The following is a 22,049-nucleotide window of genomic DNA, read 5'->3' on the forward strand; positions in this document are numbered from 1 at the left end:
CTCACCCTAACCCTCTCCCACAGGGAGAGGGAACTAAAAATACCCTCTCTCACAGGGAGAGGGGAATCTATCCCTCCGGCTTAAACTGCGGGTTCGCCAGCATAAAGCCCCCGTCGACGATAAACGATTGCCCTGTTGTATAGCTGGCGTCGCTGTCACACAGCCACGCCACCAGGCTGGCAATCTCTTTCGTGTGGCCCGGCCTTGCCAGCGGGATTTCCGGCATGGAGCCTTCCTTCACTTCGCTGTCGTCCATGTCGTTCATCGGCGTGGCAATCGCACCCGGCGCGACGGCGTTCACCAGAATGTTGTGCTTCACCAGCTCCATCGCCATGGATTTGGTTAACCCGCCGAGCGCGTGTTTAGCCGCCGTGTAGGCACTCGCTTGCGGCAGAGGCGTGTGTTCATGCACCGAGGTGATGTTCACAATCCGTCCCCCTTCCCCCTGCTTCACCATCTGCCTTGCGGCTATCTGTGAACAGAGAAACGCACCGTCCACGTCGACGGTGAAAATATTCCGCCAGTCGTCAAACGGCATCTCGAGGAATGGCGCTTTGGTCATCGCCCCTGCATTATTGACCAGCACGTCCAGCCGGCCAAAGCGCGCAATCAGCGTCTCTATTGCCTCAGCGCCTTCCGGCAGCGTGCTTAGATCAAGATGGACAGCTTCCGCGCGCTGCCCCTGCGCTTCGACTTCACGGCAGGTTTCCAGCGCCCCTTTCTCATCCGAGTGCCAGGTGACGCCAATATCAAACCCGCGCTCTGCCAGCATCAGGGCCGTGGTTTTACCGATCCCGGAATCCGATGCGGTCACAATCGCTACTCTGGTCATACTCACCTCCTGAAAAACTGCAAAGAGGTAAGTATAGTTAATGACCTTTTTTAGCCATGATGATAGCCACCGCCCAGCGCGGAGGTCAGCTGCAGCGTGGCGTCCACATACTGCCCCTTCAGCAGCAATCCTTCGAGGTGCTCTTTAAGGGCCGGTATTCTGGCTTCACTGACCCGGGAGCCCGCAACGATCCCCGCGCTGAAACGCGCCTGCGCCAGCGCCACAACCCGTGCCGCATCTTTTTCAACCTGCTGCTGGTGGCTGTTTTTCGCCATGAGCGTTTCGACTTCACTGGCCGTGTGTGCCACCTGATTGACGGCCTCTACCACCGCTTTGTTGTAGTTGGCTACTGAAAGGTTGTTCTGCGCCTGAGCGATATCCAGCCCGGCGTTAAGCCTGCCGCTGTCGAAAATCGGCAGCGTCAGCCCGGCGGTCACGCCCATCTGCTGCGCGGACGAACGGAACAGATCGCTCAGATGGAGGGCATCCTGCTGTAAGAACGCCATCAGGTTCACGTCAGGATAAAACGCCGCTCGGGCGGCCTCCACTTCGCTCATGGAGGCTTCGATATACCAGTGCGCCTCCTGCAGATCCGGACGGCGTGCCAGCAGTTCATAGCCGAGCGTCGACGGTAGCGAGGCTTCCACCGTCGGCAGGGCGTGCCGCGTCAGCTTCACGGAGGAGGCGTTCGTCAGCGCGACCAGGCGCGCCTCAATGGCTTTCATTTTCCCGTTGACTTCGGCCAGCTGCTCTTCGGTTTTGCTGGCGTTGATATCCGTTTCAACGCCCTCCACGGAGGAGGTGATCCCGTGCTGATACAGCTCGCGATCGGCACCGATAATATTGTCCTGCTCATGTTTAATCTCCGCGAGGACCTCCCCCACGGCGGCCTGCGTTTGCCACTCCCAGTAGAGCCGCGCCACGCTGCTGGCCAGCAGCTGACGGGTCTGCTCCAGCTCCGCTTTTTGCGCATTCACTTTGCCAATCCGGGCTTCGACCTGCGCGCGATTTTTTCCCCACAGATCGAGATCCCAGCCTGCCGTCAGGCCAAAGGTGCCGTTGGTGTACCACGGCCCGGTTGTCCCTGCCGCCGGGTCGGTAATGGCAAAGGGCCCCATCAGCCCCTCGGCGGACATTTTCTGACGTTCGGCATCCGCTGAAAAATCAATCTGCGGACCGTCGGATGCCATAGCCGCTTTGGCCTGGGCTTCCGCAAGCGTAATGCGCTGACGGGCAATCTGCATATCCGGCGCATCGCTTAATGCTTTCGCAATAAGCCCGTTAAGTTCCGGATCGTTATATGCTTTCCACCACTCATTTTTCGGCCAGTCCTGATGATTCAGAACCGTATTCACCGACGCCGCCGTGGTTTGCGTTTTAATGGGAGATACCGTGGCATGTTCAGGCGCACAGGCAGCCAGAATAAAAACGAAGGGAGCACTCAGAGATAAAATAAGAGAACGTTTCATGACGCCATAAACTCAAAAAATAAAGGCGCAAATTACGCTTGATTCTCTTTATTTTTTTAGTAATGCGTGGCAATGCGTAAATTGTCATAGATTTAAATATACGGAAAAATATTCACCAAAATTATTATTTAAATTGAATTATGCAAATAAAAAATAATCAACCCGACAGGGTGAACATCCCCTGTCAGGTTGATCGCTTTATTAAACTTTCAGCGAAGCGCCTTTTGTCGCAATAACCTCTTTATACCAGTAGAAACTTTTCTTACGGCTGCGCGCCAGCGTGCCTTTCCCGCTGTCATCGCGATCGACGTAAATAAAGCCGTAGCGCTTAGAGAGTTCAGCTTTTGATGCGCTCACCAGGTCGATGGGCCCCCAGCTGGTGTAGCCCATCACCTCAACGCCGTCTTCAATGGCTTCCCGCACCTGCACCAGGTGATCGTTGAGATAGCTGATGCGGTAGTCATCCTGCACCGTGCCATCTGCGTCCGGTTTATCCTTCGCCCCGAGGCCATTTTCCACGATAAACAGCGGCTTCTGATAGCGATCCCAGAGCACGTTTAGCAGAGTACGCAGGCCGATGGGGTCAATCTGCCAGCCCCATTCGGAACTGGCCAGATGCGGGTTTGGCACCATGCTCAGGATATTGCCGCGCGCCTGCTGGTTGAGGGCTTCATCCGCGGTGACGCAGCCCGTCATGTAGTAGCTGAAGGAGATAAAATCGACGGTCGATTTCAGCGCCTCGCGGTCGGCGTCAGTGACCTCTAGCTGAATGCCGTTGTCGCGGAAGAAGCGCTGCATATAGCCCGGGTAGGCGCCGCGGCACTGCACGTCGCCAAAGAATTGCCACGCGCGGTTTTCCTGCAGCGTCTCCAGAACATCTTCCGGCTTGCAGGTCAGCGGATACATCAGGCCGCCCAGCAGCATATTGCCGATTCTGGCATCCGGGATAATCTCATGGCAGGCCTTCACCGCCAGCGCGCTGGCCACCAGCTGGTGGTGGATCGCCTGGTACACCTCCCCTTTGCTGCTGGTTTCCGGCAGACCGACGCCGGTCATCGGCGCGTGCAGAGACATATTGATCTCGTTGAAGGTCAGCCACAGCTTGACCTTCTCTTTGTAGCGCGCAAACACGGTACGGGCATAGCGCTCAAAGAAGCCGATAGTCTGACGGCTGCCCCACCCGCCGTACTGCTTCACCAGCCCCCACGGCATCTCATAGTGCGACAGCGTCACCAGCGGCGTGATGTTGTGCGCGGCCAGCTCGTCAAACAGCCGGTCGTAAAACGCCAGCCCCGCCTCGTTCGGCTGCTGCTCGTCACCGTTCGGAAAAATGCGGGTCCAGGCAATGGAGACGCGCAGGCAGCTAAAGCCCATCTCGGCGAACAGCTTGATGTCTTCCGGGTAGCGATGATAGAAGTCGATGGCGACATCCTTGATGCCGCTGTCCCCAGGGACGCGCTCAACTACCGGGCCGAAGACACCCTGCGGCTGAACGTCAGAGGTGGACAGCCCTTTCCCCTCCTCCAGATACGCACCCTCTACCTGATTCGCGGCAACCGCGCCGCCCCATAAAAAATCGTCCGGGAAAGTTTTCATCACGTTCTCCTGTTATTGATGACTGACGCTGAGTAACGGCGCACCGGCAATGACGGACGTTGCCGCCACGGTCGCCACCTCGCGATACTCGTCGCTGTTACTGATAATAATCGGGGTCGCCAGGTCGTATCCGGCATCGATAATCGCCTGTCGGTCAAACTCCAGCAGCAGATCGCCGGGCCGCACCGTGTCACCGACCTTCACATGGGCGGTAAACGGCCTGCCGTCGAGCTTCACGGTGTCGATACCCACGTGGATCAACACTTCAATCCCGCTGTTACTGAGCAGGCCGATGGCGTGTTTGGTCTGGAACAGCGAAGCCACCACACCGGCAAACGGGGCAACCACTTTGTTATCGGAGGGAATAATCGCGGCGCCGCTGCCCAGCAGGCCGCTGGCAAACGTGGTATCCGGCACCTGGTCGAGAGCAAGAACGGTACCGGTCATCGGCGATAGCACATCGTTTTCGCCCGCGGAGACCATATTCTCTGGCGCGGTGTTTCCTGGCATACCGGCGAGCAGCGTCAGGCCGCAGCTCAGCACCAGCGCCACCACCGTGCCGATAATGCCTCCCCACAGCGTGGCGTCAACGCCGCCCGGCGGAATCATCTGGGCGATGGTAAAGATATTGGCGAAGCCGAAGGAGTAAACGTGGGTGTCGCTGAAGCCGACAATCGCCCCGCCGATAGCGCCAGCCACGCAGCCAAAGATAAACGGACGGCGCAGCGGCAGGTTTACGCCATACACTGCGGGTTCGGTGATACCAAAAATACCTGCCGTCACGGATGAACCGGCCAGCATTTTCTGACGCGCATCGCGGGTACGCAGGAAAATGCCCAGCGCCGCCCCCACCTGGCCAAACACCGCAGGCAAAAGCATGGGCAGCATGGAGTCATGCCCCAGCACCGCCAGGTTGTTGATCATCAGCGGCACCAGCCCCCAGTGCAGGCCAAAAATAACGCAGACCTGCCACAGCGCGCCCATCGCCGCGCCCGCCAGCCACGGTGCCAGAACGTAAATAGTCTGATAGCCGTTCGCCAGCATCTGGCTCAGCCAGGTCGCCAGCGGCCCGATAACGAGGAAAGTCAGCGGCACGGTCACGGCCAGACAGATCAGCGGCGCGAAGAAGTTTTTCATCGAGGAAGGCAGCAGCCTGGTGCTCTGTTTTTCCAGCCAGCAGCTGACCCACGCGGCGAGAATAATCGGGATCACTGACGCGCTGTAGTTGAACCACGTGACGGGGATGCCCAAAAAGGCTTCCGATACCGCCCCCGGCTGCTGGCTGGCGTTGAACGCCGCAATCATCACCGGATGGGTGAGCGCCCCGCCGATCACCATGGTAATAAACGGGTTGCCGCCGAACTTTTTCCCGGCGGTATAGCCCAGCACCAGCGGGAAGAAGAAAAACAGCGCATCGCTGGCGGCAAACCAGATTTTATACGTGCCGCTCTCGGTCGTGAGCCAGCCGCAGACCACGGCCAGCGCCAGCAGCCCCTTCAGAATACCGGACGCGGCCAGAATGCCGATAAATGGGGTAAAGATCCCGGAGACGATGTCAATCAGGCGGCCCAGCAGGTTCCCCTTTTCGCCCTTCTCTTCCACGACAGGGGCGTCGTCGGTCAGGCCTGCTTCATTGCGCACTGCCTGCCAGACGTCGTGAACATGGTTGCCAATCACCACCTGAAACTGACCGCCGCTTTCGACCACCATGATCACGCCCGGGTTTTTCTTGAGCCCTTCCGCATCCGCCCGTTGATTCTCTTTCAGTTTGAAGCGAAGCCGGGTCGCGCAGTGCACAAGATTGACGATGTTCTCTTTTCCGCCAACGTGGCCGAGAATATCCTTCGCTAACGCCTGGTATTCCATCTCGATTTCCTTACATCCGATGCCCGCAGGCACCTGTTGACTGAGTACAAAAATAAAAAAACCCGAGAACGACCTTCTGACGAAGGCCGCGCTCAGGTTTTGCCTGCGTGATGCAGTAACAATCCTGTTTTGAGGCTTAACGCCCCTCTTTTCTCACCCGCTCGATATGAATGGCGAGGAACATAATTTCTTCGGTTGTCAGCTCACGCTGATAGCTTTTGTTCAGGTGCTGCGCAATTTTCTCGGCGCATTTCCACGCCTTCGCGTAGTTGTCTTTGACTGCGGTATGCAGCGAGACATCGTCATCTTCCACCACGGTGCGGGTGAGCATCCGCTGGGCAAAAAACTTCAGGTGGGTGACGAAACGCTGGTAGCTGAGCGACTCTTCGTCATACTCAAGCTGCAGCTGATACTTCACCAGCTGCAGGATCTCCTGCATCACCCGCGTCACGTGCATCACCTCCGGCATTTCGCTGTTCAGCTGCGCGGTAACCAGATGCAGCGCGATAAAACCGGCCTCATCCTCCTCCAGTTCGACGTTAAGGCGTCTGGCGATAATGGCCCGCGCCTCCTGCCCTAACTCAAACTCCTTCGGATACAGCCGTTTAATATCCCACAGCAGCACGTTTTTGATGGCCAACCCGTTCTTCTGCCGCTCAATCGCAAAGTAGCAGTGATCGGTGAGGGTGATATACAAGCTCTCCTGTAGCTTGCCCAGCCGCTGCGCCGCCAGCCCGATGATGCGGTCGCAGGTGGTCATCACCTCCAGCGGAATCTGACTCAGCAGCTCGCCGAGCCGATGCACCAGTTCATCGCTTTGTAACGCAAACACCTTTTCAACCCGCGCGGTATCCAGCGCTTCACCGACGCGCTTCTGAAAGGCCAGCCCACGGCCCATCACCACCTGTTCGCGCCCGCGCTCATCCTGAACAACCACCACGTTATTATTGAGTATCTTGGCGATTTTCATCTGAACCCCAGAAACAAAAAAACCTGACCTCCGGCAGATGCCAGAAAATCAGGTTTTGCCTGCCTAAGCAGTAACAATCCAGTTCTGGCACTCTATCAGTTTCATTCGTAGCCTCAATGCGTCACGCGTCAGAAACGTGACGCGGATCGAACTTGCTACCGTGATATCAGAAGGTCACCACCGTTTTCAGCTCGGTGACCCAGGCATCCTGGGTGCGGCTGACCCCGCCGGGATGGTGCCAGTACTGAATGCCCGGCTGCAGTTCAAGCCATGACACCGGACGAAAGCGGTAGTAAAACTCGCCGTTCAGGGAATGGCCCGGCACCGGGTGCCAGGCCGGATTGTTGTAGTCGCTCACGCCGCTCAGGCTGTTCAGGTAACGCTGGTTGCGGGCGTACTGGCTGCTCATATCAATCCAGGTTAAGCCAAAGCCAATCCAGTCTTCCGGTCGCGCATCAAACAGTCCGCGGTAGCGCAGCGAGGCGGCGTAAACCTGATGCATGTAGTTAGTGCGCTGATCCGCAAGGCTCATGCTGAACGAGGTGCTCAACCCGCGATTCGGGTCATCCTGATGCTGCGTAAGCTGCTGGTTCAGCCCGGCGTACATGAACCAGGTCCGGTTGTGGGTATCGAATCCGTCCGGGTCCGTCGCGCCCGCCCCGCCGGATTTGCCGCGATAGAGATCGGTTTGCGGCGCGTTGGTAAACACCACGCCCAGGTTGTACGCGCCCGGCAGGCCGTTAATCAGCGGACGCGCTTCGATTTCAACCGGCAGTAAGACCCCTTTGCTGCCCTTCGTCGACCAGCTCCAGGCATGGCTGCGGCTGGCGGCCTGCGGATTCTGCTCCATCACGCCGCCTTTTAAGGTCAGCGTCGGCGTGAGTTTATAGGCAAGCGTGGTGCCCCAGGTGTGGACGTTCCAGTTGTTCCAGGTCAGCGAGTTGGCTGACTTTCCGCCGCACTGGGACAGCAGCTGAAAATCACAGGGGATAATTTGATCGAAGGTTTGCACCTTGTTCATCATCCCGATGCGCCAGGTCAGACGCCGGTCGTCAAAGCTGCGGGCAAAGGTCAGCCAGCCCAGACGGGTAATCGACTGCCCGCCCCAGCTCTCCTGGGTCAGATCGTTGAAGTTGACGCGCGGGTCCTGCACGCGTTTGGTGGTGAGATCGTCATTGTGGTTGCGGTTGACGATGTTCCCCTCGATACGCGCGTCCGGGATACCGGTCCAGCGCTCCAGGTCCTGATTGAAGGTCAGCGCGAACTGGTCAATATAGGCCACGTGGGAGTCGTGGTTATATCCGCCACCGCCGTTCCAGCCAATTTCATTCAGGTATCCGAGGTTATAGGTAAAACCGTTATCGTTAAGGATTTTACGTATGCCGAGCATTTCGCCCAGCACAGGCTCCGGCGGAGCTTCAAACCCTAATACCGTACCGTTCCAGTCTTGCGCCATCGACAGCGGGGATATCGCCAATAAGGCGAACGCATAGAGTTTATTTTTATATGCCATGATAACAACCTGTGATTGAGTATTGAGTGCGTAACCGGCCGCAGGAAATTTTTCTATTTCCTGTCGCTATTTCTTTTTTTAAAAATCATTAAAAAGCGCTAAGCCAAATATCTCTCCTGCGTAAATGACAGGCAAAAAAAAACCTAAGCGCCCCACAGCGAAAATGCTGTGGAACGCTTAGGTTTTGCCTGTTAACCAGTCACAATCCTGCGTTGAAAACAGTGGCACCTTAACACCGTCGCGCCACGTTGAAAACCTGAACTGTTTTCTGTTTTAAAAAAGTGTGAGCAATTTAACGCTTATTATTTGGACTGAATCACCCGCGCAATATCAGCCGACGTCTGTAAAGTACGAATCTCCTGAAATAACTCCAGCGCTTCCTCGTACTCTTTGCGTAAATAACTCAGCCACTGCTTAATACGCGCGACGTGATACAAACCGGTATCGCCCTGCTTTTCCAGACGGCTGTATTTTTGCAGCAGCGTGACGACATCTGCCCACGGCATACGCGGTTCGTTATATTTCACCACCCGGCTGAGGTTAGGCACATTCAGCGCGCCGCGGCCGATCATTACCGCATCGCAGCCGGTGGCCTGCAGACAGGCCTGCGCGCTCTCGTAGTCCCAGATTTCGCCGTTGGCGATCACCGGAATGGAGAGGCGTTTGCGGATCTCACCGATCGCCTGCCAGTTTATGCGATCGGCTTTGTAGCCATCTTCTTTAGTGCGGCCATGCACCACCAGCTCGGTGGCCCCGGCCTGCTGCACCGCATCGGCGATCTCAAACTGTCGGGCATCGCTGTCCCACCCCAGCCGCACCTTTACCGTCACCGGCAAATGCGCGGGCACGGCCTCGCGCATGGCTTTCGCGCCGCGGTAAATCAGCTCGGGATCTTTCAGCAACGTCGCCCCGCCGCCGCTGCCGTTCACCAGCTTCGACGGACAGCCGCAGTTGAGATCTACCCCGTAAGAGCCCAGCTCAACCGCGCGGGCGGCGTTTTCCGCCAGCCATTCCGGATACTGGCCGAGGAGCTGAATCCGCACCAGCGTGCCGGAAGAGGTCCGGCTCTGGTTGTGCAGCTCGGGGCAAAGCCGGAAGAAGGATTTTACCGGCAACAGCATATCGACCACGCGCAAAAACTCCGTCACGCAGAGATCGTAGTCGTTCACCTCGGTCAGAAGCTCGCGCACGAGGGAGTCGAGCACGCCTTCCATTGGGGCCAGTAAAACACGCATAGCAGTACCTGTGAAAAAAGACGCGCTATAGTAGCCGCTCTCTATTTCGCTGGGAAGCGCTTCTGTTCAGGCAGAAAGTCACCCGGCGTTGCCCCAACAATGGCGCGAAACGCCGCCGCAAATGCCGCCGGGCCGGAAAACCCCAGCATCCAGGCCACCTGCTTAACCGGGTATCCGTTGGCGAGAAGATCCAGCGAGGCACAAATCCTTGCGCGCTGTCGCCAGGCCCGGAAACTAAAGCCGGTATCGTTGATAAACGCACGTGAAAATGTGCGTTCTGACATCGCGGCCCGTTCCGCCAGCCTTTCCAGAGAGAGATCCCAGAGATTGTTGGCAATGATGTCACAGGCCACGCGATGTAAGCGCTCATCCACGGGCATCGGCAGCTCGGCTGAAATCTGCTGCGTCTCGCTGAGGATGTCGAGCAGCAAAACGGCCATGCTGCGCTGGTTTGCCGGCCGGTATTCCGCGCTGAACAGCCCGGCAATCAGCTCTTTGAACAACGCTGTGGCCATAATCACGTGAACCTCGTCTTTCCGCTTAAAAGGTTCGCATTGCGAAATCAGTGCCGGGCTAAACCAGACCGCGCGAAGCTCCGTTGCGGATAACACGCTGTAGGTATGCTCCTGAAAGGGAGGGATCCACAGCGCGCGCTGCGGCGGTATGACCCAGCGTTTGCTGCCGGTTTCGACCAGCATGACTCCTTTGATGGCAAACAAAAGTTGTCCCTGCGAATGCTGGTGAGGCGGATCGACTTCGCCGCGCGTATAGCGAATTGCCCCTCTTGACCATCCGATGGCATCGTCGTGAATTGGCGTTTTATCGATAACGGTTGGCATTTCACATTCTCCCCTTCCTCTTATGATGCTGCTTGTACACGTAACCGGAGAGAGACGCAATGCACATCCATTTTATTATTCATGAACATTTCGAGGCGCCAGGCGCCTATGAAATCTGGGGGAAAAGTCGCGGCTGCAGTCTGAGCTACACCAGAGTGTATCAGGGCGAACCGTTACCTGAGGAACTGGGGCACACAGACCTGCTAATCATCATGGGAGGCCCGCAGTCCCCCGCCACCACGCGTGAGGAATGCCCCTGGTTTGATGCGCAGGCGGAAAAGGCACTCATCAGCCGCGCGATAGAGGCAGGTAAAACGGTGATAGGCGTTTGTCTGGGCTCACAGCTTATCGGCGAAGCGCTGGGCGCCGCGTTTTGCCACAGCCCGGAAAAAGAGATCGGCACATTTCCCGTCAGGCTCACAGATGCAGGCAAGGCGAACCCGCTGTTTGAGGGCTTTGGCAGCGTGCTGAACGTCGGTCACTGGCATAACGACATGCCTGGGTTGACGCCGCAGGCTAAGGTTCTGGCTTACAGCGAGGGCTGTCCCCGCCAGATCGTGCAGTACAGCGAACGGGTTTACGGTTTCCAGTGCCATATGGAGCTAACGCCGGAGGTGGTAGAGTTGCTGATTGAGCATTCGCAGAATGACCTCCGCCGCGCGGGTGAATTCCGTTTTGTCGAAACGGCGGAAAAACTCCGCTCGCATGATTATCGCGAAATGAACCAGGTGCTGTTTTCTTTTCTCGATAAACTGACCGCCTGACGCTGATGCCTTCTCTGGCGCGTTACTTCGCCAGCGCAATCCCTTTCCTCTAAACTGTAGCCTGCACCAGTAAGGTGATACCGGACGTTCCATTCCGGAATGTCTGGTATGCTCAAAATTCATGATGTGATCCGTGGCACATTTTTAGGTTTAATTGTATGATGAATGCGTTTCAGCAAGGACTATCACCATGAGCAAATCATTGAACATTATCTGGCAATATCTGCGCGCATTCGTCCTGATTTACGCCTGCCTGTATGCCGGGATTTTCATCGCGTCGCTGCTGCCCATCACCATTCCCGGCAGCATTATCGGCATGCTGATCCTCTTCGTGTTGCTGGCGCTGCAAATCCTGCCTGCAAAGTGGGTCAATCCCGGCTGCTTCGTCCTCATTCGCTATATGGCGCTGCTTTTCGTGCCTATCGGCGTCGGGGTCATGCAGTATTTTGATTTGCTCAAAGCCCAGTTCGGCCCGATTGTTGTTTCCTGCGCGGTGAGTACGCTGGTGGTTTTCCTGGTGGTGAGCTGGAGTTCACATCTGGTGCATGGCGAACGTAACGTGATTGGGGAGAAAACAAAAAAATGATGGACAATATCTGGTGGTCCCTGCCGCTGACCCTGGCAGTGTTCTTCGCCGCACGTAAGCTTGCCGCGCGTTTCAAAATGCCCTTGCTGAACCCCCTGCTGGTGGCGATGGTGGTGATTATTCCGTTCCTGCTGCTCACCGGAATTCCTTACGAACGCTACTTTGCCGGCAGCAAAATCTTAAACGACCTGCTGCAACCCGCCGTCGTGGCGCTGGCGTTTCCTTTATATGAGCAGCTGCACCAGATCCGCGCCCGCTGGAAATCCATCATTACCATCTGTTTTGTGGGCAGCCTGGTGGCGATGATCACCGGCACGTCGGTGGCGCTGCTGATGGGCGCTTCCCCACAGATTGCGGCGTCAATCCTGCCTAAATCGGTGACCACGCCTATCGCGATGGCGGTTGGGGGCAGCCTCGGCGGCATTCCGGCCATCAGCGCGATGTGCGTCATTTTCGTCGGTATTCTCGGCGCGGTGTTTGGCCACACCCTGCTGAACGCGATGCGTATTCATACTAAGGCGGCACGGGGGCTCTCGATGGGCACCGCCTCGCACGCGCTGGGCACTGCCCGCTGCGCGGAGCTGGATTATCAGGAAGGGGCGTTTAGCTCCCTGGCGCTGGTGATCTGCGGGATTATTACCTCTCTGCTGGCCCCGTTCATTTTCCCGCTGATTCTGGCAGTGATGGGCTAAAATTTGCGATGCGTCGCGCAAATTTCATTTTGATTTCATAAGTTGCATACATAATGAGAAGTGGATCACATATAAAGCCCTGACGGCTCCGTAAACTACCGATCCATTAACCTTTATGAGGCAAACGCCATGCACCCACGTTTTCAAGCTGCTTTCGCCCAGCTTGCAGAGAATTTGCAGTCAGCCCTTACTCCCGTTCTGGCAGATGCGCACTTCCCCGCCCTGCTGACCCCGGAGCAGGTCACGATGCTGAAACAGGCAACGGGACTGGACGAAGACGCGCTGGCTTTCGCACTGCTTCCTCTGGCTGCCGCCTGCGCGCGGGCCGATCTCTCCCACTTCAACGTCGGGGCCATTGCGCGCGGCGTCAGCGGCACCTGGTACTTCGGCGGCAACATGGAGTTCCTGGGCGCAACCATGCAGCAGACCGTTCACGCCGAGCAGAGCGCCATCAGCCACGCCTGGCTGCGCGGTGAAAAAGCGCTGAGCGCCATTACCGTGAACTACACCCCCTGCGGCCACTGCCGTCAGTTTATGAACGAGCTGAACAGCGGGCTGCAGCTGCGCATCAACCTGCCGGGTCGCGCACCGCACACGCTGGCGGATTACCTGCCTGACGCGTTTGGCCCGAAAGATCTGGAGATCAAAACCCTGCTGATGGACGAGCAGGACCACGGTTTCGCCCTGTCCGGCGATGACCTGAGCCAGGCCGCGATTACCGCCGCCAACAAGAGCCACACGCCGTACAGCAGGTCCCCGAGCGGCGTGGCGCTGCAGTGTCGCGATGGCCGAATCTTCACCGGCAGCTATGCGGAAAACGCCGCGTTTAACCCAACGCTGCCGCCGCTGCAGGGCGCACTCAACCTGCTGAGCCTGAACGGCTATGATTATCCTGACATTCAGCGCGCTATTCTGGCAGAAATTGCTGATGCGCCGCTGATTCAGTGGGATGCCACTGCCGCAACGCTTAAAGCGCTGGGCTGTACGACGATTGACCGCGTGCTGCTGGCGTAACCCTTCCGGCGGGTAGAAATGCCCGCCAGTTTGTTGAAAAACCCCTCAGTTGAGTCGCTGTTTCTTGCGCTAACCAGGCGGGTAAAGTAGCCTGAGTTAAATTTCACCTTCGGTACGAGCCATCTGCATGTTAAAGCGCGTTTTTTACAGCCTGTCTGTCCTGGTCGGCATACTGCTGTTGATCGTGCTCGGCCTCGACCGGTGGATGAGCTGGAAAACCGCCCCCTACATCTTTGACGACCTGCAGGACCTGCCCTATCGTCAGGTTGGGGTAGTGCTCGGCACCGCCAAGTACTACCGCACCGGCGTCATCAACCAGTATTACCGTTACCGCATTCAGGGCGCGCTGAACGCCTACAACAGCGGCAAGGTGAACTACCTGCTGCTGAGCGGCGATAACGCCCTGCAAAGCTATAACGAACCGGTGACGATGCGTAAGGACCTGATTGCCGCGGGCGTGGATCCTGCCGATATCGTGCTCGACTATGCGGGCTTCCGCACCCTGGACTCCATCGTCCGCACGCGCAAGGTCTTCGACACCAACGACTTCATCATCATCACCCAGCGCTTCCACTGCGAGCGCGCGCTGTTTATCGCCCTGCACATGGGCATTCAGGCGCAGTGCTATGCGGTGCCGTCGCCAAAAGATATGCTGAGCGTGCGCGTCCGCGAGTTCGGCGCCCGCTTTGGTGCCCTGGCCGATCTGTATATCTTCAAACGCGAACCGCGCTTTTTAGGCCCGCTGGTGCCGATTCCGGCGATGCACGAAGTGCCGGAAGACGCGCAAGGTTACCCCGCCGTCACGCCTGAGCAACTGCTCGATATGCAGAAAAAAGAGAAATAGCGGGACCGCCTTTATACTTTCTTTACGCCGGGCCTGACGCTTTTTATCTCCCCTTTACGTCGGCTCTTTTAAGCTGAGTTCACTGCCGCTACGGCTTCATTGAAGAATGACTATGAACTCGATAATGAATGCGTTTTTCCTCAAAAGTCTCCGTCCGTACTTTAACTTTCCCGGCTTATCACTCCCTGGCGCACTCAATTCTGGCCTCTGGCTGGATGAAAAAATTGACGCCCTGCAGCACAACGTTGCCGTGGAAGTGGCCGATTATCTGGAACGTTACCCGCAAACGAAACATGTTGACGTTTACCTGAACGATATCAACGGCACGATGCGCGGCAAGCGCCTCTCGGTAGAGAGCATGCTGAGCCTGGAAAAAGGCTGTTATTTTCCGCTTTCCGTCTACTCAATGGACCAGAAGGGAAACATCGCCACCCCGCTTTATGATGAACCCGACCGGCTGTGCGTCCCGGTCGCCGGTTCTCTACGCCCCTGTCCGCAGGATCCGGAGCACACCGCGCAGATCCTGCTGACGATGAAAGACAGCGACGGTAACCCCTGCCCGCTTGAGCCGCGCGCGATACTGCAGAACGTCGTGGCCCGCTTCCACCAGCACGGCCTTTTCCCGGTGATTGCCCCGGAAATCGAGTTTTACCTGACGGGACAGGGCGAACGCGATCCGCAAAATCAGGGCTGTTTTCACATGGATACCTCGTCGGCGCACGCGGCGCTGTTTGACGAGCTGGAACAGCTGGCGCACCTGCAGCGCATCCCGCTGTCAGGGGTGGTAGCGGAAGCCGAGTCCGGACAGTACGAATTAAACCTGAAGCACAGCCAGCGCGTCGTAGAGGTCTGTGATAACGTGCTGGCCCTGCGCCGCCTGACCCGCTATGTCGCTGAAAAGCACGGTCTTCAGGCCAACTTTATGGCTAAGCCGTTCAGCGAGCTTTCCGGCAGCGGTTTGCACATCCATTTCAGCCTGAACGATAGCCGTGGCGAAAACGTTTTTGCCTCGCCGGTGAACGCGCTGAGCAGCATGATGCGTTTGTGCATCGCGGGCCAGCTGGCGCTGATGCCCGCCTCCGTCGCTATTCTTGCGCCGGGGGTCAACGCGTTTCGTCGCCTGCGTAAAAACCTGACGGAACCCGTCTTTAACTCCTGGGGCTATAACACCCGCTCCGCCGCCTTGCGTATTCCCTGCTCGGATGAGAGCAACCGTCGTATCGAGTACCGGCTGGCCGGGGCCGATGCGAATCCGTATCTGGTGGCGGCCACTATCCTGACCGGCATGCTGTACGGGCTGGAACATATCGACGAGGGGGATCTCCCTGAGCCGCAGCACGACCAACCCGAGCTGCCGCTGTTCCAGCAGGAGGCGATTGAGGCCTTTGCCCGCTGTCAGTATCTCACCGACAGCCTGGGCGACGCCTTTTCCGAACAGTGGGTCGCCTGCAAGCTTTGTGAACTCGACTGGTTTGAGCGGATTGTGACGCAGGAGGAGTCCCATCTGGCATAGGGCATAAAAAAGCCCGCTCGGTGAGCGGGCCGGGTATGGCGAGTGACGATTACTTCTTACGGGCGTACTTCAGTGAATCCAGCGCAACCGCGAAGATAATGATGGCGCCCTTGATGATGTACTGCCAGTAAGGGTTCACGCCGATGTAGGTCAACCCGTAGTTGATGACGGTGAAGATGATCACACCGGTCACCACGCCGAGTACGGTACCCACGCCGCCGCTGAAGGAGACGCCGCCCACCACGCAGGCTGCAATCGCATCCAGTTCGTACATAAAGCCAAGGTTGTTCGTTGCAGAGCCGATGCGGCCCGCTTCCAGCATCCCGCCGAAGGCGTAGAACACCCCGGACAGGGCATAGATGATGAGCAGGTTCAGGGCAACGTTCACGCCGGAGACTTTCGCCGCTTCCGGGTTACCGCCGATAGCGAAGATGTTTTTGCCAAAGCGCGTTTTGTTCCACAGGATCCAGACGAAGGCGACCGCAATCAGCGCATAGAAGGTGATGTACGACAGGCGGAAGCTGCCCAGCGCGATAAACCCTTGCGTAAAGGTCGAGAAGCCGCTGTCAAAGCCCGAGATGGGCGAAGCACCGACGAAGTCGTAGTACAGGGAGTTGATACCGTAAACGATGATCATCGTGCCCAGGGTGGTGATAAATGGCGTCACGTTCAGGTAAGCGATGATAATACCGTTGATCAGACCAATCACCGCACCGATGGCGCAGACAATCAGGATCACCACGAAAATCGGCATGGTGGCCATTTCCGGGAAGACCTTGTTGGCGTTTTCCATCGACTGCAGCAGGGTTGCCGCGATAACCGCCGCCAGACCTACCTGACGACCGGCAGAAAGATCCGTCCCCTGGGTCACGATCAGACCCGCCACGCCCAGCGCAATGATAATACGCACGGAGGACTGGGTCAGAATGTTACTCAGGTTCAGCAGGCTTAAGAACGTAGGGTCCTGGAAAATGATGATTGCCAGCAAGACTAAAAGAACAACGTAAATACCGCCTTCTTTCAGGTAAGTGAGAAAACTTTTTTTATTTAACGCACTCATGAGGAGCCCCTGATCTTAAAGGTGCAAAGACGCAAGACGCAAAATTTCGTTTTGCGTTGTCGTTTTGGTGTCAACAATACCGGCGACGAGACCATTGCTCATAACCAGAATACGGTCTGTGATCCCTAACAGTTCCGGCATTTCGGAAGAAATGATAATGATCCCTTTATTCTTTTTCGCCAGCTCGGCAATTAGCTGATAAATTTCAAACTTCGCGCCGACGTCAATACCGCGGGTCGGCTCATCCAGCATCAGGATTTCGGGCTGCGTTAATAACCAACGGCCAATAATCACTTTCTGCTGGTTACCGCCTGACAACGAACCAATCTGGGTGCGGTGGCCTGGCGTTTTTACGCGCATGGAGTCAATCACCCATTGGGTATCGCTCTTCATGCGGGAGTTATCCAACAGCCCAACTTTGTTTTTGTAATTGCGAATGTTAGAAATTAACGAGTTAAAGTTAATATCCAGATAAGCATAAATACCGGTCGAACGACGCTCTTCCGTCACCAGCGCAAAACCATTATTAATGGCTTCGTTGGCGTTGTGGTTATTGATTTTCTTACCGTGCAGCGTAATGGTGCCTTCGGCTTTCTCACGAATGCCAAACAGGGTTTCCACGATATCGGTACGCTTTGCCCCCACCAGGCCGGCAATCCCCAGGATTTCACCCTTGTGCAGGTCGAAGGAGACATCGCGAATAGACGGCTGACGTAACGAGGTCAGATTGCGCACTTCCAGAATCACTTCACCCGGCTTGTTTTCTTTGTCCGGGAAGCGCTGGTTCAGGGAACGGCCGACCATCATGGCGATGATCTTGTCCATGTCCAGCCCTTCCAGCGGCTGCGTGGCAATCCACTGGCCGTCGCGCAGGATGGTGATCTCATCGCACAGCTGGAAGATCTCTTCCATTTTGTGGGAGATGTACACAATGCCGCAGCCGCGATCTTTCAGCTTACGAATAATGGTAAAAAGGTGGTTAACCTCTTTTTCCGTTAATGACGATGTCGGTTCGTCCATGATGACAATTTTCGCATCATAGGAGAACGCTTTGGCAATTTCGATCATCTGCATCTGGGAGACGGATAATGTTCCCACGCGGGCGCGCGGATCGATATCAATATCCAGCTCGTCGAAAATCGCCTTGGTGTCGCGATACATTTTGTCCTGATCGACAAAAACACCTTTGGTGGGATAACGCCCCAACCACATGTTATCCATGACTGAACGCTGCAGCACCAGGTTTAATTCCTGGTGAACCATCGAGATACCGTTTTCCAGTGCTTCTTTCGCTGAATGGAAATCGATCTCTTTCCCCTGAAAAAGAATGCTGCCAGAATCTTTTTGATAGATCCCAAAAAGACATTTTAATAATGTTGATTTACCCGCACCGTTCTCCCCCATTAAGGCATGAATAGAGTGAGGACGCACTTTTAAATTAACATTATCGAGTGCCTTAACGCCGGGAAATGACTTGTTGATACCGCTCATTTCCAACAGGTATTCACCGGATGACTGAGTTGTTGTGCTGACCATAATTATACCTTGTTGGCCTCGCATATCGCGTTATAAAAGGGCGCAACGAATTGCGCCCAGTGGAGACAGTACCGCTTACTTATTTACCGATAAACTCAGCCAGGTTGGACTGGTCTACGCCCACGTAAGGTACGCGAACGATTTTGTTGTCAATTTTCCAGTTGGTGCCATCTGCCGCACCTTTGCCATCGGCCAGGTTTTTCGCCAGGTCGAAGGTGGCTTTCGCCTGGTTGTTGGCATCGTTCAGCACGGTACCGGCCATCGCACCGGATTTAACCAGCGCCAGCGCTTCTGGCAGCGCATCTACGCCGAATACCGGGATAGAGGATTTGTTGTGTGCTTTCAGCGCTTCTACCGCACCCATTGCCATCGCATCGTTGTTGGCGATAACCACTTCGATTTTGTTGGCGTTAGGGCCGGACAGCCACGCGTCCATCTTATCTTTCGCCTGAGCGGTATCCCACATCGCGGTATCTAACGCCAGCTGCTGGGTTTTCAGGCCCTTGTCGTTCAGCTCTTTGATAACGTAGGTGGTACGCGCTTCAGCATCCGGGTGGCCAGGTTCGCCTTTCAGCAGCACGAACTGAATCTGACCGTCTTTGTTCAGGTCCCAGTTCGGGTTCGCCGCCCAGTGTTTCGCGATCAGATCGCCCTGAATAATACCGGACTCTTTGGAGTCGGTACCGACGTAATACGCTTTGTCGTAGCTATCCAGCGCCTTACGGGAAGGTTCTTTGTTGAAGAAGACGATCGGCACGTTCTGGCCGCGCGCTTTTTCAATAACCGTGCCTGCTGCAGCCGGGTCAACCAGGTTGATGGCCAGGGCTTTCACGCCTTTCGCCAGCAGAACGTCGATCTGGTCGTTCTGTTTGGACTGGTCATTCTGGGAGTCGTTCATCAGCAGCTGAACGTCTGGCGCTGCTTTCGCATCTTTCTCAATCGCTTTACGCACAACAGACATGAAGTTGTCGTCGTATTTATAGATGGTCACACCAATACGGGTATCCGCAGCGTGCGCTGCTGCACCAAAAAGCATGCTTGCCATTACAGCAGACAGGGTCAACACCTTCTTATTCATGGTATCTCCGGTTTTTTTTATGCAGGGTAGTTCTTGTGAATAACGAGCGGCGGGCAGATGTTAATAAAACGTTACTGACAGCCGAGGTTCACTTATAAAATTTCTCTCTTCCGTGTTCGGTAACGCTCCAGAAATGCGTTTTATTCGTTGTTTGCGGCACATTGGCTATAGTGAAAGTGAATAATCACTGTTACATAGCGTTTCAGCCCCTAAAACGCTGACATCATAGTCAGCGCCTTGTTAAGATACTGTGAATTTACTCACAGATTGAAAACGGTTACATCACCACATGTAATCAGTTAGTGATCGGAACCACAATTTGCCGGGCAGCGACGGAGTGGCGGCGCACTAAAGTCGGCATGAAACAGTGTGTTGCCCCCGGATCCAGCACGCCTGCGGCCCCCTGTAACGCCAGCTCAGTCGCCAGTTTCGCCATAGAGGCAATCGGGTAACGCACGGTTGTCAGCTGCGGGTCGGTGTAACGGGCAATCGGGATATCATCGAAACCAATGAGTGATAAATGCTGTGGCACCGCAATGCCGTTATCCTTCAGCGCGGTCAGGGCGCCTGCCGCCATGCTATCGTTATAGGCAAACACCGCAGACAATTGCAGATTGCGGCCCAGCAGCTCTACCATCGCCGCTTCACCGCCCTGCATGTCCGGCGTGCCGGTTCCCACCCAGCTTTCGGAAGGCGTAATGCCATGCTCTTTCAGGGCGTTTTGCCACCCCTCGCGCCGCAGTTCGTCATCTTCAATCGCGTGGCTGGAGGCCAGATAACCGATCCGCTGATGCCCGTTATTGATGAGCATTTTCGTGGCCATCATGGCGCCGCTGACGTTATCCAGCCCGACGCAGCGGTGGGCATAGCCGGGGACGATGCGGTTGATCAGCACCATGCCCGGGATCTGCTCCATCAATCCGGTTAGCTCTTCATCGCTTAAGGCTTTTGAGTGGACAATCAAGGCGTTACAGCGCTGGCGGATCAGCACTTCAATGGCATGGCGTTCTTTTTCCGCCTCATGATAGCTATTGCCGATCAGGACATATTTCTCGTGCTGCTGGGCGACCATATCGACCGCTTTCACCAGTGCGCCGAAAAAGGCATCCGAGACATCCATCACCACCACGCCGATGGTGTCGCTGACCTGCGTCGCAAGCGCCTGGGCATTGGCATTTGGCCGGTACCCGAGCTGGGTCACGGCCTTCATTACGGTTTCTCGGGTTTCAGGGCTGACCAGCGCGCTATTGTTCAGCACGCGTGAGACGGTAGCCACAGAAACGCCCGCCTGACGGGCGACGTCACGAATGGTGATCATATTCACCATCCTTCAAAGGATTGCAGCAACTCACAGACACCCCCTGTGTTTAGCAAGGTGGCTATTTTGGCAGCGAGAGAAAGGGGACTACGTGAAGAAGCTCACAGTCATGAAAACGCTTACATCCGTTTTGTTAATGATTGTGATCCAGATCGTTATCTGGATGTATTTTTCAATGATATCCCTGAAGCACGTACGGTTAACTGACGCCATACCCACTCCAGCGGTCCCTGGCGGAAATAGCGTAGCCAGAGAACAGAAAACGCCAGGTTTACCGCCCAGACCGGAATAACAAACGCCAGCAGCGTAAAGCGGTCGAATTTCATAAACAGGCCAAAGCGATAGAAAAGCGTGGTGCAGATTAGCGTTTGCAGGAGGTAATTGCTTAACGCCATGCGTCCCACGCAGGCGATAGCGCTGACCATCCACAGACGAGAAAGCGAGGGCCAGAAGCCGTAGATCAGCGCCGCGTAGCCGATGGTCTGGAACGGCGCGCTCAGTTCACGCGGCACCTGGAGCAGGAACGCGCACCAGCGGTAATCCCAGTGGATATGCCACTGCGCTATCACCGCCGGGAGGTTAATCAGCACACCGAGCAGCACCAGACCGGCGCCTGTGCGACGATAGTGACGCAGGCTGAATTCCCCTTTCAGCCAGCCGGTGCGCATCAGTGACGCGCCCATCAGCATCATGCCCGCCAGCTGCCAGCCGTATTGCGCGCCCAGCGCGAGGAGGTTATCCCCCAGCATATCCGCGCGGTTGCTTATCGCTTCCGTACCGCCTTTCAGCTTCCAGAACTGTTCGTACTGCAGGTTAGCGGCATCCGGGATCCAGGCACGATTCGTCGTCTCCCCGGAGATCATCCCCAGCAGCAGCAGTACCCCAAGCCCCATGACATAGAGCATCACGCCGGTGTTGAAAAGGCTTTTAACGCTGTGCGCATCGCGAATGAGGCGCCAGCAGATGAGCCCGACTAACCCATACGCGAGAAGAATATCGCCGTCCCAGAAGAACAGGCCATGGATAAAACCGAGGATAACCAGCAGCGTCAGGCGCGACTGGATCCAGCGCGTACCGCGTTTGAGGAGGAGCTGCAGGCCTGCGCCAAACAGCAGGGCAAAGAGCGTAAGGAATTTGACCTGCGCAAAGAGATCGAGGATTGCCCAGGTCCAGGCATCACTGCGGGTAATGTCGCCATACCACGCGGGATTGAGATACGCCGCCTTCGGCAAACCGAAGGCGGTGATATTAAGCAGCAGGATACCGAGAATGGCGACGCCGCGAACAAAATCGAGCGTGACGTTTCGCTCCATGGTCCCTGCCC

At 56.2% G+C, this 22,049-nt stretch carries 18 protein-coding genes and 1 pseudogene; 6 read left to right on the top strand and 13 right to left on the bottom strand.

Annotated elements, in window-relative coordinates; translation table 11 throughout:
* Positions 1 to 67: 67 nt before the first annotated feature.
* The 8 genes and pseudogenes from C6A40_RS07265 to C6A40_RS07300 all read right to left on the bottom strand — a co-directional run bounded on the left by C6A40_RS07265 (position 68) and on the right by C6A40_RS07300 (position 10,320).
* A complete protein-coding gene (locus tag C6A40_RS07265) occupies positions 68 to 832 on the bottom strand; it encodes an SDR family oxidoreductase (protein WP_008500906.1) in 765 nt (254 codons plus the stop codon).
* A 50-nt stretch (positions 833 to 882) separates the two neighbouring features.
* Entirely contained in the window at positions 883 to 2,301 is a 1,419-nt protein-coding gene (gene mdtQ / locus C6A40_RS07270; RefSeq protein ID WP_039025040.1) for a multidrug resistance outer membrane protein MdtQ, read from the bottom strand.
* 201 nt (positions 2,302 to 2,502) lie between these two features.
* Positions 2,503 to 3,897, bottom strand: coding sequence for a glycoside hydrolase family 1 protein (locus C6A40_RS07275; RefSeq protein ID WP_032652739.1), 1,395 nt, complete (start codon positions 3,895 to 3,897; stop codon positions 2,503 to 2,505).
* 12 nt (positions 3,898 to 3,909) lie between these two features.
* Positions 3,910 to 5,875: pseudogene (gene bglF, locus C6A40_RS07280) on the bottom strand (PTS beta-glucoside transporter subunit IIABC).
* Positions 5,876 to 5,899: 24 nt separating this feature from the next.
* Positions 5,900 to 6,733: a BglG family transcription antiterminator LicT gene (licT, locus tag C6A40_RS07285; protein ID WP_045334384.1), complete on the bottom strand. Its 834-nt coding sequence runs from the start codon at positions 6,731 to 6,733 to the stop codon at positions 5,900 to 5,902.
* 166 nt (positions 6,734 to 6,899) lie between these two features.
* Positions 6,900 to 8,189: a carbohydrate porin gene (locus tag C6A40_RS07290; RefSeq protein ID WP_369804044.1), complete on the bottom strand. Its 1,290-nt coding sequence runs from the start codon at positions 8,187 to 8,189 to the stop codon at positions 6,900 to 6,902.
* Positions 8,190 to 8,548: 359 nt separating this feature from the next.
* Entirely contained in the window at positions 8,549 to 9,481 is a 933-nt protein-coding gene (dusC, locus tag C6A40_RS07295) for a tRNA dihydrouridine(16) synthase DusC (protein WP_008500912.1), read from the bottom strand.
* 41 nt (positions 9,482 to 9,522) lie between these two features.
* Entirely contained in the window at positions 9,523 to 10,320 is a 798-nt protein-coding gene (locus C6A40_RS07300) for an AraC family transcriptional regulator (RefSeq protein WP_045334381.1), read from the bottom strand.
* 59 nt (positions 10,321 to 10,379) lie between these two features.
* On the opposite strand from C6A40_RS07300, the gene C6A40_RS07305 reads away from it, so the two are divergent.
* The 6 genes from C6A40_RS07305 to C6A40_RS07330 all read left to right on the top strand — a co-directional run bounded on the left by C6A40_RS07305 (position 10,380) and on the right by C6A40_RS07330 (position 15,733).
* Complete coding sequence (locus C6A40_RS07305) at positions 10,380 to 11,084, top strand: type 1 glutamine amidotransferase (protein ID WP_045334378.1); 705 nt, start codon at positions 10,380 to 10,382, stop codon at positions 11,082 to 11,084.
* A 190-nt stretch (positions 11,085 to 11,274) separates the two neighbouring features.
* Positions 11,275 to 11,670, top strand: a complete 396-nt coding sequence (locus C6A40_RS07310; protein WP_014884558.1) for a CidA/LrgA family protein — start codon at positions 11,275 to 11,277, stop codon at positions 11,668 to 11,670.
* Positions 11,667 to 12,362: a CidB/LrgB family autolysis modulator gene (locus C6A40_RS07315; RefSeq protein WP_008500916.1), complete on the top strand. Its 696-nt coding sequence runs from the start codon at positions 11,667 to 11,669 to the stop codon at positions 12,360 to 12,362. Before C6A40_RS07310 ends, C6A40_RS07315 begins: the two co-directional genes overlap by 4 nt.
* Positions 12,363 to 12,491: 129 nt before the next feature.
* Entirely contained in the window at positions 12,492 to 13,376 is an 885-nt protein-coding gene (cdd, locus tag C6A40_RS07320; RefSeq protein WP_045334375.1) for a cytidine deaminase, read from the top strand.
* Positions 13,377 to 13,503: 127 nt separating this feature from the next.
* A complete protein-coding gene (sanA, locus tag C6A40_RS07325; RefSeq protein ID WP_008500918.1) occupies positions 13,504 to 14,220 on the top strand; it encodes an outer membrane permeability protein SanA in 717 nt (238 codons plus the stop codon).
* A 124-nt stretch (positions 14,221 to 14,344) separates the two neighbouring features.
* The gene (locus C6A40_RS07330; protein WP_045334423.1) at positions 14,345 to 15,733 is read left to right on the top strand and encodes a glutamine synthetase family protein; all 1,389 of its coding nucleotides are present in this window, start codon (positions 14,345 to 14,347) and stop codon (positions 15,731 to 15,733) included.
* A gap of 49 nt (positions 15,734 to 15,782) precedes the next feature.
* Here the strand turns inward: C6A40_RS07330 and mglC are convergent, their stop codons facing one another.
* From mglC to yeiB, 5 genes are all read right to left on the bottom strand, one after another.
* Positions 15,783 to 16,793 carry a galactose/methyl galactoside ABC transporter permease MglC gene (mglC, locus tag C6A40_RS07335; RefSeq protein WP_008500921.1) on the bottom strand — a complete coding sequence of 337 codons (1,011 nt, stop codon included), beginning with the start codon at positions 16,791 to 16,793 and terminating at the stop codon, positions 15,783 to 15,785.
* Positions 16,794 to 16,808: 15 nt separating this feature from the next.
* Positions 16,809 to 18,329, bottom strand: coding sequence for a galactose/methyl galactoside ABC transporter ATP-binding protein MglA (mglA, locus tag C6A40_RS07340; RefSeq protein ID WP_008500922.1), 1,521 nt, complete (start codon positions 18,327 to 18,329; stop codon positions 16,809 to 16,811).
* Between the two features lie 79 nt (positions 18,330 to 18,408).
* Positions 18,409 to 19,407: a galactose/glucose ABC transporter substrate-binding protein MglB gene (mglB, locus tag C6A40_RS07345; protein WP_008500923.1), complete on the bottom strand. Its 999-nt coding sequence runs from the start codon at positions 19,405 to 19,407 to the stop codon at positions 18,409 to 18,411.
* Between the two features lie 295 nt (positions 19,408 to 19,702).
* Positions 19,703 to 20,725, bottom strand: a complete 1,023-nt coding sequence (gene galS / locus C6A40_RS07350) for an HTH-type transcriptional regulator GalS (RefSeq protein WP_021241505.1) — start codon at positions 20,723 to 20,725, stop codon at positions 19,703 to 19,705.
* 155 nt (positions 20,726 to 20,880) lie between these two features.
* Entirely contained in the window at positions 20,881 to 22,038 is a 1,158-nt protein-coding gene (yeiB, locus tag C6A40_RS07355) for a DUF418 domain-containing protein YeiB (protein WP_045334373.1), read from the bottom strand.
* Between the last annotated feature and the right edge of the window lie 11 nt (positions 22,039 to 22,049).

The sequence above is a fragment of the Enterobacter sp. GER_MD16_1505_Eko_090 genome, assembly GCF_003331015.1.
GTDB classification, from domain to species: Bacteria; Pseudomonadota; Gammaproteobacteria; order Enterobacterales; family Enterobacteriaceae; genus Enterobacter; species Enterobacter roggenkampii.

What these genes read in the sequence shown, in the direction of transcription:
- C6A40_RS07265 (WP_008500906.1), bottom strand. Translation starts at nt 832, where the DNA reads ATGACCAGAGTAGCGATTGTGACCGCATCGGATTCCGGGATCGGTAAA.
- mdtQ (WP_039025040.1), bottom strand. Translation starts at nt 2,301, where the DNA reads ATGAAACGTTCTCTTATTTTATCTCTGAGTGCTCCCTTCGTTTTTATT.
- C6A40_RS07275 (WP_032652739.1), bottom strand. Translation starts at nt 3,897, where the DNA reads ATGAAAACTTTCCCGGACGATTTTTTATGGGGCGGCGCGGTTGCCGCG.
- licT (WP_045334384.1), bottom strand. Translation starts at nt 6,733, where the DNA reads ATGAAAATCGCCAAGATACTCAATAATAACGTGGTGGTTGTTCAGGAT.
- C6A40_RS07290 (WP_369804044.1), bottom strand. Translation starts at nt 8,189, where the DNA reads ATGGCGCAAGACTGGAACGGTACGGTATTAGGGTTTGAAGCTCCGCCG.
- dusC (WP_008500912.1), bottom strand. Translation starts at nt 9,481, where the DNA reads ATGCGTGTTTTACTGGCCCCAATGGAAGGCGTGCTCGACTCCCTCGTG.
- C6A40_RS07300 (WP_045334381.1), bottom strand. Translation starts at nt 10,320, where the DNA reads ATGCCAACCGTTATCGATAAAACGCCAATTCACGACGATGCCATCGGA.
- C6A40_RS07305 (WP_045334378.1), top strand. Translation starts at nt 10,380, where the DNA reads ATGCACATCCATTTTATTATTCATGAACATTTCGAGGCGCCAGGCGCC.
- C6A40_RS07310 (WP_014884558.1), top strand. Translation starts at nt 11,275, where the DNA reads ATGAGCAAATCATTGAACATTATCTGGCAATATCTGCGCGCATTCGTC.
- C6A40_RS07315 (WP_008500916.1), top strand. Translation starts at nt 11,667, where the DNA reads ATGATGGACAATATCTGGTGGTCCCTGCCGCTGACCCTGGCAGTGTTC.
- cdd (WP_045334375.1), top strand. Translation starts at nt 12,492, where the DNA reads ATGCACCCACGTTTTCAAGCTGCTTTCGCCCAGCTTGCAGAGAATTTG.
- sanA (WP_008500918.1), top strand. Translation starts at nt 13,504, where the DNA reads ATGTTAAAGCGCGTTTTTTACAGCCTGTCTGTCCTGGTCGGCATACTG.
- C6A40_RS07330 (WP_045334423.1), top strand. Translation starts at nt 14,345, where the DNA reads ATGAATGCGTTTTTCCTCAAAAGTCTCCGTCCGTACTTTAACTTTCCC.
- mglC (WP_008500921.1), bottom strand. Translation starts at nt 16,793, where the DNA reads ATGAGTGCGTTAAATAAAAAAAGTTTTCTCACTTACCTGAAAGAAGGC.
- mglA (WP_008500922.1), bottom strand. Translation starts at nt 18,329, where the DNA reads ATGGTCAGCACAACAACTCAGTCATCCGGTGAATACCTGTTGGAAATG.
- mglB (WP_008500923.1), bottom strand. Translation starts at nt 19,407, where the DNA reads ATGAATAAGAAGGTGTTGACCCTGTCTGCTGTAATGGCAAGCATGCTT.
- galS (WP_021241505.1), bottom strand. Translation starts at nt 20,725, where the DNA reads ATGATCACCATTCGTGACGTCGCCCGTCAGGCGGGCGTTTCTGTGGCT.
- yeiB (WP_045334373.1), bottom strand. Translation starts at nt 22,038, where the DNA reads ATGGAGCGAAACGTCACGCTCGATTTTGTTCGCGGCGTCGCCATTCTC.